The organism is Pseudomonas sp. C9D1 (genome assembly GCF_056491235.1).
This window is the reverse complement of the sequence record NZ_JBSZIE010000002.1, coordinates 3,724,501-3,736,969: the sequence shown is the minus strand read 5'-3', so window position 1 is coordinate 3,736,969 and position 12,469 is coordinate 3,724,501. Positions and strand designations below refer to the sequence as shown.

Here is a 12,469-nt window from a genome sequence, read left to right as displayed (position 1 = left end):
AGGGTCAGGTTCTTGCCCGGCCAAGCAGCCAGGACAGGGTCACGAAGAGCACGGAAACGCCGAGGATCAGCGTCGACACGGCGTTCACGTCGGGCGTCACGCCCATGCGCAGCAGGCCGAAGATGAAGATCGGCAGGGTGGTGGTGCCGGCCTGGGAGACCATCATCGAGATCACGAAGTTATCCAGCGAGACGATGAAGGCCAGCATCAGCCCGGAGAGGATCCCCGGCATCAGCAGCGGCAGGGTGACCTTGCGCAGGGTGCGCCAGGGCCCGGCGTAGAGGTCCGCGGCGGCCTGCTCCAGGGACAGGTCCATGTCGTTGAGCCGCGCGCGGATCGGCAGGTAGGCGAAGGGGATGCAGAACACCGTGTGGGCGATGATCAGGTTGCCGTAGCCCAGGGACAGGCCGAGGGTGGAGAACAGCGCCAGGGTGGCGACGCCAACCACGATCTCGGGCAGCACCAGCGGCAGCATGATCGCCCCCATCGACAGCCGCAGCCCCTTGAAGCGCGCCCCGCGCGAGGTGGCCAGCGCCGCCAGGGTGGCGATGACGGTGGCGATCAGGCTGGCGCACAGGGCGATCAGCAGGCTGTTGCCGGCGGCCTGGCGCAGCGCCTGGTTGGCGAAGGCGGCGCGGTACCAGTCGAGGCTGAAGCCGCTCCAGACCGTGGCCGACTGGTTGGCGTTGAACGACAGCACCACCAGCACCAGGATCGGCGCGTAGAGGTAGAGATAGAACAGCAGGCTGAAGCCGCCGAAGCCGGGGAAGTGGTGGACGCCGAGGCGGCGCTTGAACAGGTTCATCACACACCTCCCCGGGCGATGCGCACGCGCTCGGCGCGCAGTGCGTAGAGGGTCAGCACCAGCATCACCGCGGCCATCAGCACCAGCGCCAGGGCGGAGCCGAAGGGCCAGTTACGGGCATCGCTGAACTGCCGGAAGATCAGGTTGCCGAGCATCATCCGCGTGCCGCCGCCGAGCAGCTCCGGGGCCACCATGGCGCCGAGGCAGGGCACGAAGGTGAGGATGGCGCCGGCGAGGATGCCCGGCCGGGCGATGGGCAGCACCACCTTGCGCAGGGTGCGCCAGCGGCCGGCGTAGAGGTCCTGGGCCGCCTCCAGCAGGCGCATGTCCATCTTCTCCAGGGTCGCGTAGATGGGCAGCACCACGAAGGGCGCGTAGGTGTACACCAGCCCCAGCAGCACCGCGCCGTCGGTGTAGAGCAGCTGCAGCGGCTGGTCGACCAGCCCCAGGCCCACGAGCGTGCCGTTGACCACGCCGGTTTCGCGCAGCAGCAGGATCCAGGCGTAGGTGCGGATCAGCAGGTTGGCCCAGAACGGCACGGTGATGAGGAAGATCAGCAGGCCGCGCTTGTGCGGCGGCTGCATGGCCAGCCACACCGCCACCGGGAAGCCGATCAGCAGGGTCACCAGCGTGGTCGCCGCGGCGATGCCGATGGAGCGCAGGGCGATCAGCAGGTAGGCGTCGACGAAGGCCAGGCTGTCGTCCAGTTGTCGCTCGAACAGCAGCGACAGGTAGGCCTCGGTGCTGAACACCGGCTCGACCCCGCCGTAGGGGTTGGCCTCCATCAGCGAATAACCGACCACCAGCAGGATGGGGACGATCAGGAACAGGCCGATGGCCAGGAGTGCCGGGCTGACGCCGAGCAGGTTGCGCAGGGATTGCCGGCGCGCGTGCAGGGCCGCGCCGGAGCGTGTCGATCGATGCATGTCTGCCTCCGGGCTCAGTCCAGCAGGACGCTGGCGCTGCCGTTCTCGAACTGCAGCGCGGCCCGCTCGCCGACGCCGAAGCGCTGGTGGCGCTCCAGGCTGTTGGGCATGCGCACGGTCAGCCGGGTGCCGTCGTCGAGGCTCACCCGGTACTGCAGGTCGGTGCCCAGGTACACCTGCGCCTCCACCCGGCAGGGCAGCGCGCCGGCGGTGTCGACGCCGCCCAGGTGCACGCGCTCGGGGCGGATCGACAGGCTGACCCAGCTGCCCGGCAGCACGCCGTCGACGGATTCGGCCTGGAACGGTTGCCCGCCCGGCCCCTGGCACAGCGCCCGGGTGCCATCGAGGCTAAGCACCTGGGCATCGAGGAAATTGGTTTCGCCGATGAAGTCGGCGACGAAGCGGTTGCGTGGGCGCTCGTAGATTTCCTGCGGGGTGCCCACCTGCTGCACCTGGCCCTCCGAGAACACCGCGATGCGGTCGGACAGGGTCAGGGCCTCTTCCTGGTCGTGGGTGACGAAGATGAAGGTGATGCCGGTCTTGGTCTGGATCGCCTTGAGCTCCTCGCGCATCGCCTGGCGCAGCTTGAGGTCGAGGGCCGAGAGCGGCTCGTCCAGCAGCAGGACGCGGGGATGCGGCGCCAGTGCGCGGGCCAGGGCGACGCGCTGCTGCTGGCCGCCGGAAAGCTGCGTCGGGCGACGGTCGGCGAAGCGCTCCATCTGCACCAGGGCGAGCATCTCGGCCACGCGCTCGGCGACCTGCGCGCGGCTCATGCTCTTGCCCAGCGGCCGGGATTCGAGGCCGAAGGCGAGGTTCTCGGCGATGGTCATGTGGGGGAACAGCGCGTAGTGCTGGAACACCGTGTTGACCGGGCGCTCGTAGGGCGGCAGGTCGGCGATGTCCTCACCGTAGAGGTGGATGCTGCCGGCGCTGGGGTATTCGAAGCCGGCGATCATCCGCAGCAGGGTGGTCTTGCCGCAGCCGGATGGGCCGAGAAGGGTGAAGAACTCGTTGTCGCGGATTTCCAGGTCGACGTGCTTGAGGGCGACGGGCCCGGATTGCGGATCGCCGTAGACCTTGCGTACCGAGCGGATGGATACCGCTGCGGTCTGCACTGCATGCAGGGCGTTCATGGCCTTACCTCCGTGTCCTCGCCGCGTGTTGTCCGCGGGCGGGACTTCTCGTTGTTCTGGGCAGGACTGAGGGCTCGTGGCGAGCGGGTGGAGCGGGCGCGCGGGTTGTCGTTATGGCGCTGCCTGGGCCGGATACTCGGCCAAATACCCGCGACAGGAAACTTCAATTTCCTTACATTGGCTGTTAAGAAAATTAACAGCCAGGAGCCCGTGATGGCCGAACCACGCCTGCCGCCGCTCAACGCCCTGCGCGCCTTCGAAGCGGCCGCACGCCTCGGCAGCTACGTTGCCGCGTCACGGGCGCTGCATGTCACCCAGCCGGCCATCGGCCGCCATGTGCGCTTGCTGGAGGACTGGCTGGGCGTGCAGCTGCTGGAGCGCACGCCGCGTGGCGTGGTGCTCACCGAGGCCGGGCGGCGCTACCACGCCAAGGTGTCGCGGGCGCTGCGGCAGATCGCCGAGGCCGGCGCCGAGGTAGCGGCCAGCGACGCCCCGCGCTGGTTGCGCATCCTCGCCGTGCCGGCCTTCGCCAAGCGCTGGCTGATGCCGCGCATGGAGTCGCTGCGCCAGCTGCGGCCGGGTCTGAAGATCGCCATCGAACCCAACCCCACCTTCACCGCCGTGGACGGCCAGGGTGCCGACCTGGGCATCGTCTACGGCATGCCCGGGCAGTACCCGCAGTGCCAGGCCACCCTGCTGCAACCCAATGTGTTCCCGGTGTGCTCGCCGGACTACCTCGCCGCCCACGGCCCCATCGCCGGACCGGACGAACTGGCGCGGCACAAGCTGATCCACGTGGACGACGGCGAATGGTGGAACGCCTGGTTCGCCGCGGTAGGTTGCAAGGTACGGGTCAGTTCCGATGTGCTCTACGTGAGCAACGACCACGCCCTGAGCATGGCCGAGAAGGGCCACGGCATCGCCCTGGCCAACGAGGTGCTGGTGAGCCAGGAGCTGGCTGCCGGCCTCCTCGTACGCCCCGTGCAGCGCCAGGCGCCGCTGGAGAGCTACCAGGCGCTGCTGCCCACCGAGCAGGCCAGCGCCGATATCCAGTGGTTCCTCGACTGGCTCGCGGCCGAGTTGCGCGCGGAATTCCCCGAGCTGGCGTGATCCCCGGCCGGTTGACCGTAGGATGGGTAGAGGTACGAACCCCATCAAGCAGCCTTCCCGGCGAGCACCCTGCCCGGGCTTACCGCATGGGTTTCGCTTCGCTCTACCTATCCTGCGGGCCGTCCGGCTTATGCCGGATTCGGTGCGCCCCAGGCTGACGACAACGATGGATGTCGCCAACCCGGGACCCGGAAGTACCGGTTAGCACACGCCGATCGGCGCGCTACCGGTCAGCGGAGCGCATCAGTTGCAGGAGCCCGCATCCCGCCAGACCTTGCCGCTGCCTTCGCCACCGACAGTGGCGGCAGTGGGCTCGTTGCCTTTGGTCCACCAGCGGGCGATGTAGAAGCGGCCCTTGTGGCTGACCTTGTCATTGAGCCAGTAGGTGCCCTGAGCGCTCCAAGCGCCCTGGCAGCCGGCGGGGGTTTCCACCTTGTCCGCCAGGACAGTCACGCTGTGCTCACGGCGGGCCACGTGGGTGCCGTTGCTCAGGTTCAGGGTGAAGTGATAGCTGATGTCCATGTCGCTCTTGGGTGCGACAAAATTCAGCTTCGACCCCGAGGCCTGGAAGGCGACACTGGGCGTCACACTCCACTGGTAGCTCAGCGCCAGGCCGGCTGGATCGCTGGAGCCCGCGGCGTCCAGGGTCACCGTTTCACCGCCCTTGGCCTGGCTGGCGCCAGCGATGTTCGCCAGCGGCGGCTTGACCGTTTCCACTGTCTCCGCCAGTACCTTGACCTGATGGGTGCGGGTTGCGCTGTGCTTGCCGTTGTTCACCGTCAGGCTGACGCTGTAGGTCACGTCCTGTGCGGCCCTCGGGGCGACGAACTTCATCAGGTTGCCAGCGGCCTCGAAGGCCACGCGGGGGCTGACGCTCCAGCTGTAGCTGAGCTTCAGCCCGGCCGGATCGCTGGACCCCGAGGCGTTGAGGTGGACGGTTTCGCCCGGCTTGGCCTCGTTTGCACCGCCAATCACCGCTACCGGCGGCTTGACCTCTTCCACCGGCGGCTCGACCGGCTTCTCGCCGCCGCTCTGGCAGGAACCCAGGTCACGCCAGACCTTGCCGGCGCCGTCCGGGCCGGTGGTGCTGGCCAGCCCCGGCTCGGCACCGGAGGTCCACCAGCGGGCCTGATACTGACGCCCTTTCCACTGCACCGTGTCGTTGCCGACATAGGTGCCCCTCACGGTCCATTCCGGCTTGCAACTGGCGCTGGCGGCCTTGCCCTTGATCAGCACTTCGTGGGTCCGGGTGCTGCTCTGCTTGCCGTTGCTCAGGGTCAGGGTGAAGCGATAGCGGGTGTCTGCCTGCAGTTCCGGCGCGGTGAAGCTGATGCGCGCACCGTCGTAGTCGAAGTCCAGGTGCGGCGAGGCCTCCCAGGCGAAGCTCAGGGCATTGCCCTGGGGATCGCCGGAAGCGGAGGCATCCAGGACGATCTTGTCCCCGGCGTTGGCTTCGGTCTTGCCGCTGATCATCGCCAGCGGAGGCTGACCGGCGTTCACCGGCTTGAGGGATGCGGCCTTGACGTCGTTGTCGGCGCTGAATTCGCCATCGGCCAGCAGGTTCCAGCCGCCGTTGACGCTGCTGCTGCCGTAGACCTGATAGCCCTTGATGTTGCCGCTAAGGCCCGCGTCCTGGCGGGGCAGGTAGTGCAGTTGCGAGAAGCGGCTAGCGGCACCCAGGTCGATCACCATTTCATGGGGGTAGCGTGCACCTGCGGCCGTGCTCCAGTAGGAGTTGGGGTTGCCATCGATCGCGTGGTTGCCGACCGCCGCGCCAGGCACCGCACTGCTGGTGGACAGGATTGTCCAGCTCTCGCGGGGCAGGGCCTTGCCCTTGGCATCCATCAGCAGCAGCTCGGCGACACTGGCGGTGTCCTTGCCATCCACCGCCGAGGTGGCGACGAATTTCAGGTAGCGGCCCTGGGCGCTGTCCTGGGTCAGGCCATAGGCGTGAACCTCAAGCACCTGGTCCTGGGTGGCGAGGTTGTCGGTGTTGATCGCCAGGTACCAGCGCCCCGGCTGCGGGTCGTTCACCCCCAGGGAGACGTTGTGGCTACGCGCCGAGCGGTAGTCGAAGCTGGCGCCGCTGGGCTGGGCGCCGCGCTTGAGCAGCAACTGGACCTGGCCGGCCTTCTCGGTGAGCTCGCCGTCCACCACGCTGAACACCAGGCGTCGGGTGCCTTCGGGGACGTCCACCGGGAAGTAGCGCGTCTGTTTGCTGCTCAGGCTCACCTTCTGGCTGAGGATCGAGGTGCCCTGTTCCTCTTCCAGGGGCACGACGGAAGGGCTGTAGGCCGACATCCGCGCCGCCCTTTCCCGCCAGACCCGGGCCATGTTGGCGGTGTCCGCGTCGCCCAACGGCACGCCCCGGCTGTCCTTGACGTCCGGGTTGGAGAAGTAGCCGACATGGTTGCCGCAGAGGATGGTGCCGACCCGGCCGTTGTTGTAGCCCCAGGTGTAGCTCTTGCCATCGGAGCAGTGGCCGCCGCCGATGTTGTGGCCCAACTCGTGGCGGAACACGGTGGACGACTTGATGGAGTTGATGGTGTAGCGCCCGGGCATGTGGCCCCAACCCACGGCAGTGTCCACGCCAGGGGTGCCAATGACGAAGCTGGCGACCACGTCCGGGCTGTAGCGACGCATGCCTTCGGCGAAGACGTTGCGCACCTGGCTCAGGCTGGAGCCGGTGATGGGAGCGTCCTGGGCCACCACCTGGGTGCCCACCAGGCGCAGGCGCACGCCCTGTACCTGGGACTGTCGCAGTGCACGGTTGACCGAGGCCACCTGGGCCAGGGCAAAGGCCTCGTGGTCACCGATGTAGTCCGCGGCCTTTTGCGAGAAACCGGCCAACAGGTCGATCACGGTTTCGCCCTGGATGTTGCGGTTGACCTGGAATGTGCGCTGGCCGCTGCGCGACTCCTTCAAGGCCGGCATCTCGCTGTCATCACCGGCGATGTAGTCGACGCCATCCGGCGCGAAGGCAGCGCCCGGGTCGAAGCGGATCATCGACTGCTGGCCACTGGCGTCGCCGCGGATGATGGCGTTGGCGTCCGGCAGCAGCGCAACGAAGCTGCCATCGGGCCGCGCGGCCAGCGTCATTTCCCCGGGGGCGCTGAGAGTGCGCGCGCGCCCCTCGAGCTGCCCGGTCATGACCTGCAGGTTCTTGAATGCATCGCCGGCTCGCGGGGTGAGGCTGCGCACGCGCATCCCGGTTTCCTGCTCCAGTTGCTCGGTTCCGGCCTCGGCGGCGCTGAACGGGGTCGCCCTGGCATTCGATGACTGGAGGTTGATGAAATGCCCCTGGATGACTGATTCGGTGCCTTGCTGGCTGTCATCGGCCAGCGCCATGCCGCTCGGCAGGAGCAGGGCCGCACCCAGGCTGGCACTCCATAAGCGGGTGGCTCGGGAAAGGGCGTTCAATCGGAAGCTCGACATAACTGTTCCTCGATAGTCACGGCGCGGCACGAGCCCAGGCGAACAGGACCGCTGAAGCGGCCGCGCGAGTGATGAGATAGGGAGTTTTGCCGGCAGCCGGGATCATAGGCAGGGCGCGTATGGCCGTACATAAAAAGGCGGTGTTTTCGTACCTGTCCTAGGCGGATAGGTGCGGACGCCGTGGCAGGCGTCGCGTCGAGAGCGGGCAGTTCGTGGCCGAGACGGGCCCGCTGGAGGCAATGCACGTCAAATCGGCCACCGCCAGAAGTGCGCAGGCCCTCGCGAGGGTGGCTGGGGTGGGGATCACGCCCTGGGGGCGTAGGCGAAGACGTCAGCGCGCATCTGGTGGGGGTCCATCCCCGCCGCCACCAGGGCGTCGAGGGTGCCGTAGACCATGGCGGGCGAGCCGCTGGCGTAGACGTGCAGCGGCTTGAGGTCGGGGAAGTCCTCGCTCACCGCTTCGTGCAGCATTCCGCAACGGCCTTGCCAGCCACATTGGTCGCTGACCACCTGGTGCAGGGTGAGGTTGGCCAGGCTTTGCCAGTCCGCCCAGTGCGGCAGTTCGTAGAAGTCCTCCGGCCGCCGCGCGCCCCAATACAGGTGAACCGGGTGGGGGAAACCCGTGGCGCGGCAGTGCTCGATCAGGCTGTGCATCTGCGCCATGCCGGTGCCGGCAGCGATCAGCACCAGGGGGCCGTCGGGCAGCTCGGCAAGGTGGGTATCGCCGAAGGGCAGCTGGACCCGGGCGATGCCGGTGCGCTGCAACTGCTCCAGCAGGGCCAGGGCGCTGGGCTCACGGGCGAGGATGTGCAGTTCGATGTCGCGCCCTTCGCTGGGCGCCGAGGCCAGGGAGAAGGCCGAGGATTCGCCATCCTCGCGCTCCACCAGCAGGTATTGCCCGGCGTGGTAGCGCGGTGGCTTGCCAGCCGGGGCACGCAGGCGCACGCGCCAGACGTCGCCACCGGCGTCGATGCAGGCACTGACCTGGCAATTGAGCTTGCGCAGCGGCAACTCGCCCGGGGCGAGCACGCCATCCCAGTGCAGCACGCAATCTTCCAGAGGCTCGGCCAGGCAGGTGAAGAGTTCGCCGTGGTCGAGTTCGGCGCCGGCCTGGCGCACCCGGCCCTCCACCAGCAGGGCGGCACAGATGTGGCAGTTGCCGTTGCGGCAGCTCTGCGGGCATTCGTAGCCGAGACGGCGGGCGCCAGCGAGGATGTTCTCGCCGGCCTGGATCTCCAGCACCGCGCCGGATGGTTGCAGCGTGACCCGCATCAGTCGATACCCAGGCTGGACCAGAGTTCGTCCACGCGACGGGTCACCGCCTCGTCCTTGACGATGACACGACCCCACTCGCGGGTGGTCTCGCCCGGCCATTTGTGGGTGGCGTCCAGGCCCATCTTCGAGCCCAGGCCGGAAACCGGCGAGGCGAAGTCGAGGTAGTCGATGGGCGTGTTGTCGATCATCACCGTGTCGCGCTTGGGGTCCATGCGCGTGGTGATGGCCCAGATCACGTCGTTCCAGTCGCGGGCGTTGATGTCGTCGTCGGTGACGATGACGAACTTGGTGTACATGAACTGCCGCAGGAAGGACCAGACGCCGAGCATCACGCGCTTGGCGTGGCCGGGGTACTGCTTCTTCATGGTCACCACCGCCATGCGGTAGGAGCAGCCTTCGGGGGGCAGGTAGAAGTCGGTGATCTCGGGGAACTGCTTCTGCAGGATCGGCACGAAGACTTCGTTCAGCGCCACGCCGAGGATGGCCGGCTCGTCCGGCGGGCGGCCGGTGTAGGTGCTGTGGTAGATCGGGTCGCGACGGCGGGTGATGCGCTCGACGGTGAATACCGGGAAGCGGTCCACCTCGTTGTAGTAGCCGGTGTGGTCGCCGTAAGGGCCTTCATCGGCCATCTCGCCGGGGTGGATCACCCCTTCGAGGACGATCTCGGCGCTGGCCGGCACCTGCAGGTCGGAGCCGATGGCCTTGACCAGTTCGGTGCGGTGCCCGCGCAGCAGGCCGGCGAAGGCGTATTCGGAGAGGGTGTCCGGCACCGGGGTGACCGCGCCGAGGATGGTGGCCGGGTCGGCACCGAGGGCGACGCAGACCGGGTAGGGCTGGCCGGGATGCTTCTCGCACCACTCGCGGTAGTCCAGCGCACCGCCACGGTGGCTGAGCCAGCGCATGATGACCTTGTTGCGGCCGATCACCTGCTGGCGGTAGATGCCGAGGTTCTGCCGCTCCTTGTTGGGACCACGGGTGATGGTCAGGCCCCAGGTGATCAGCGGTGCCACGTCGCCCGGCCAGCAGTGCTGGATGGGCAGCTTGCCGAGGTCGACGTCGTCGCCTTCCTCGATCACCTCGTGGCAGGGGGCATCCTTGAGCACCTTGGGCGCCATGCTGATGACCTTCTTGAAGATCGGCAGCTTGGACCAGGCGTCCTTGAGGCCCTTGGGCGGCTCGGGCTCCTTGAGGAAGGCCAGCAGCTTGCCGATCTCACGCAGTTCGGAGACGTCGTCCGCACCCATGCCGAGGGCCACGCGGCGCGGCGTGCCGAACAGGTTGCCGAGCACGGGGATGTCGTAGCCGGTGGGCTTCTCGAAGAGCAGCGCCGGGCCTTGCTTGCGCAGGGTGCGGTCGCAGATTTCGGTCATCTCCAGCACCGGGGACACCGGGGCGGCGATGCGTTTCAGCTCGCCGCGCTCTTCCAGGCCACGGATAAAGTCGCGCAGATCGCGATACTGCATGCTTGAGCCTCGCATGGGGCGTGCAGGTCGGGGCGCAAAGTTTAGCGCCGAACTGGGTTATTCAGAAGGCCGCGCGAATCGCGCAAACGCAAAGGCCGGGTTTCCCCGGCCTTTTTGCTGCGAACCAAACGTTACTTGCGCTTCATGGACATGAAGAATTCGTCGTTGGTCTTGGTGTCCTTGAGCTTGTCGAGCAGGAACTCGATGGCGGCGATCTCGTCCATCGGGTGCAGCAGCTTGCGCAGGATCCACATGCGCTGCAGCTCGTCGTCGGCAGTCAGCAGCTCTTCGCGGCGGGTACCGGACTTGTTGATGTTGATGGCGGGGAACACGCGCTTCTCGGCGATGCGGCGGTCCAGCGGCAGCTCCATGTTGCCGGTGCCCTTGAATTCCTCGTAGATCACCTCGTCCATCTTCGAGCCGGTCTCGACCAGCGCGGTGGCGATGATGGTCAGCGAACCGCCTTCCTCGATGTTACGGGCGGCACCGAAGAAGCGCTTGGGCTTCTCCAGAGCATGGGCGTCGACACCACCGGTCAGCACCTTGCCGGAGCTCGGGATCACGGTGTTGTAGGCACGCGCCAGGCGGGTGATGGAGTCCAGCAGGATGACCACGTCCTTCTTGTGCTCGACCAGGCGCTTGGCCTTTTCGATCACCATCTCGGCGACCTGCACGTGGCGGGTCGGCGGTTCGTCGAAGGTGGAGGCGACCACTTCGCCGCGCACGGTGCGCTGCATCTCGGTCACTTCTTCCGGGCGCTCGTCGATCAGCAGGACGATCAGGTGGCACTCGGGGTTGTTGCGGGTGATGTTGGCCGCGATGTTCTGCAGCATGATGGTCTTGCCCGCTTTCGGCGGGGCGACGATCAGGCCGCGCTGGCCCTTGCCAATCGGCGCGCAGAGGTCGATCACGCGGCCGGTGAGGTCTTCGGTGGAGCCGTTGCCGGCTTCCATCTTCAGGCGCTCGTTCGGGAACAGGGGCGTCAGGTTCTCGAACAGGATCTTGTTCTTGGCGTTTTCCGGACGATCGAAGTTGATCGAGTCCACCTTGAGCAGGGCGAAGTAACGCTCGCCTTCTTTCGGCGGGCGGATCTTGCCGATGATGGTGTCGCCGGTACGCAGGTTGAAGCGGCGGATCTGGCTGGGCGAGACGTAGATGTCGTCCGGGCCGGCCAGGTAGGAAGAGTCTGCGGAGCGCAGGAAGCCAAAACCGTCCTGGAGAATCTCCAGCACGCCGTCACCGGAGATTTCCTCGCCGCCTTTCGAGTGCTTTTTCAGCAGGGCGAAGATCACGTCCTGCTTGCGCGAACGGGCCATGTTCTCGAGGCCCATCTGTTCGGCCATTTCCAGCAGATCGGCAATCGGCTTTTGCTTGAGTTCGGTCAGATTCATAGGAATGACGTAAGTATCAGAAATGATAGGAAGGAAAGCGTTGAGCTTTAGAGGCCGCGCCGCAGAGATGCGACAGGATCGCTGTGCTTATTCGAGTTGGAATGCGTCGGCGGCGGCTTGCGAAGGGCAACGGAATAGCGTTGCGGACCCGAATTTAACACCAGCATTCGGGGGAGTCTAGTGCCGATTCATCAAAAAACCCCGCAAAGTGCGGGGTTTCTCGAAACAGTCCGAAGGCTCGCCGGAGACCCGGACAGGCTCAGATGTTGGCGTCGAGGAAGGCCGCCAGCTGGGACTTCGACAGGGCGCCGACCTTGGTCGCTTCGACGTTGCCGTTCTTGAACAGCATCAGGGTCGGGATACCGCGTACGCCGTATTTCGGCGGGGTGTCCTGATTCTCGTCGATGTTCAGTTTGCAGATCTTCAGCTTGCCCTGATAGTCCTTGGCGATCTCGTCGAGGACGGGGGCGATCATCTTGCACGGGCCACACCACTCGGCCCAGTAATCGACCAGCACAGCGCCTTCGGCCTTGAGCACGTCCTGCTCGAAGCTGGCGTCGCTAACGTGGGAGATGAGTTCGCTCATGGATGTTCTCCGTGGGTTCGGATGCGGAAATTGGCGGCCATCATAGCCCGGCTTTTCCCGGACCGAAAGCCGCTGGCAATTGAGCCTTTCTATGGATGCACCCGGGAAAACTGATGGATAACTGGTTCCGCGTCAATCCGCCGCGGCCATTTATCGCCTCGCTCGGCAGCCATCGCGAATGCCCCTGCGCCGATGCCTGCACGCCGCCTATAGTAAGGAGGCGGCCGTCATGAAGCGGAAACTTCACCGTGGCATTCTGCGCAGCCGCCTTCCTTTCCCTTGCACGAGCGTTCCACGACTCGCGTTGGCGCAACGTGACGATCGTGGCAGGATGGCGCCGTTCAG

Annotated in this window: 9 protein-coding genes; 1 reads left to right on the top strand and 8 read right to left on the bottom strand. The window is 66.6% G+C overall.

Annotated features, from left to right (window positions below):
- Positions 1 to 4 precede the first annotated feature (4 nt).
- The 3 genes from ACXI0U_RS25105 to ACXI0U_RS25095 are packed head-to-tail and all read right to left on the bottom strand — an operon-like array spanning position 5 to position 2,864.
- Positions 5 to 805, bottom strand: coding sequence for an ABC transporter permease (locus ACXI0U_RS25105; protein WP_236208256.1), 801 nt, complete (start codon positions 803 to 805; stop codon positions 5 to 7).
- Positions 805 to 1,731: an ABC transporter permease gene (locus ACXI0U_RS25100; protein ID WP_479550978.1), complete on the bottom strand. Its 927-nt coding sequence runs from the start codon at positions 1,729 to 1,731 to the stop codon at positions 805 to 807. Before ACXI0U_RS25100 ends, ACXI0U_RS25105 begins: the two co-directional genes overlap by 1 nt.
- Before the next feature lie 14 nt (positions 1,732 to 1,745).
- Positions 1,746 to 2,864, bottom strand: a complete 1,119-nt coding sequence (locus ACXI0U_RS25095; protein ID WP_479550977.1) for an ABC transporter ATP-binding protein — start codon at positions 2,862 to 2,864, stop codon at positions 1,746 to 1,748.
- Between the two features lie 213 nt (positions 2,865 to 3,077).
- On the opposite strand from ACXI0U_RS25095, the gene ACXI0U_RS25090 reads away from it, so the two are divergent.
- Positions 3,078 to 3,974 carry a LysR substrate-binding domain-containing protein gene (locus tag ACXI0U_RS25090; RefSeq protein ID WP_043244242.1) on the top strand — a complete coding sequence of 299 codons (897 nt, stop codon included), beginning with the start codon at positions 3,078 to 3,080 and terminating at the stop codon, positions 3,972 to 3,974.
- A gap of 243 nt (positions 3,975 to 4,217) precedes the next feature.
- Here the strand turns inward: ACXI0U_RS25090 and ACXI0U_RS25085 are convergent, their stop codons facing one another.
- The 5 genes from ACXI0U_RS25085 to trxA form a co-directional block, all read right to left on the bottom strand.
- A complete protein-coding gene (locus ACXI0U_RS25085) occupies positions 4,218 to 7,409 on the bottom strand; it encodes a discoidin domain-containing protein (RefSeq protein WP_479550976.1) in 3,192 nt (1,063 codons plus the stop codon).
- 303 nt (positions 7,410 to 7,712) lie between these two features.
- On the bottom strand, positions 7,713 to 8,681 hold the full coding sequence (locus ACXI0U_RS25080; protein ID WP_021218201.1) for a CDP-6-deoxy-delta-3,4-glucoseen reductase: 969 nt from the start codon (positions 8,679 to 8,681) through the stop codon (positions 7,713 to 7,715).
- On the bottom strand, positions 8,681 to 10,147 hold the full coding sequence (gene ubiD, locus ACXI0U_RS25075; RefSeq protein WP_184488293.1) for a 4-hydroxy-3-polyprenylbenzoate decarboxylase: 1,467 nt from the start codon (positions 10,145 to 10,147) through the stop codon (positions 8,681 to 8,683). Before ubiD ends, ACXI0U_RS25080 begins: the two co-directional genes overlap by 1 nt.
- Before the next feature lie 131 nt (positions 10,148 to 10,278).
- Entirely contained in the window at positions 10,279 to 11,538 is a 1,260-nt protein-coding gene (rho, locus tag ACXI0U_RS25070; RefSeq protein WP_021218199.1) for a transcription termination factor Rho, read from the bottom strand.
- Positions 11,539 to 11,797: 259 nt separating this feature from the next.
- The gene (gene trxA / locus ACXI0U_RS25065; protein ID WP_021218198.1) at positions 11,798 to 12,124 is read right to left on the bottom strand and encodes a thioredoxin TrxA; all 327 of its coding nucleotides are present in this window, start codon (positions 12,122 to 12,124) and stop codon (positions 11,798 to 11,800) included.
- Between the last annotated feature and the right edge of the window lie 345 nt (positions 12,125 to 12,469).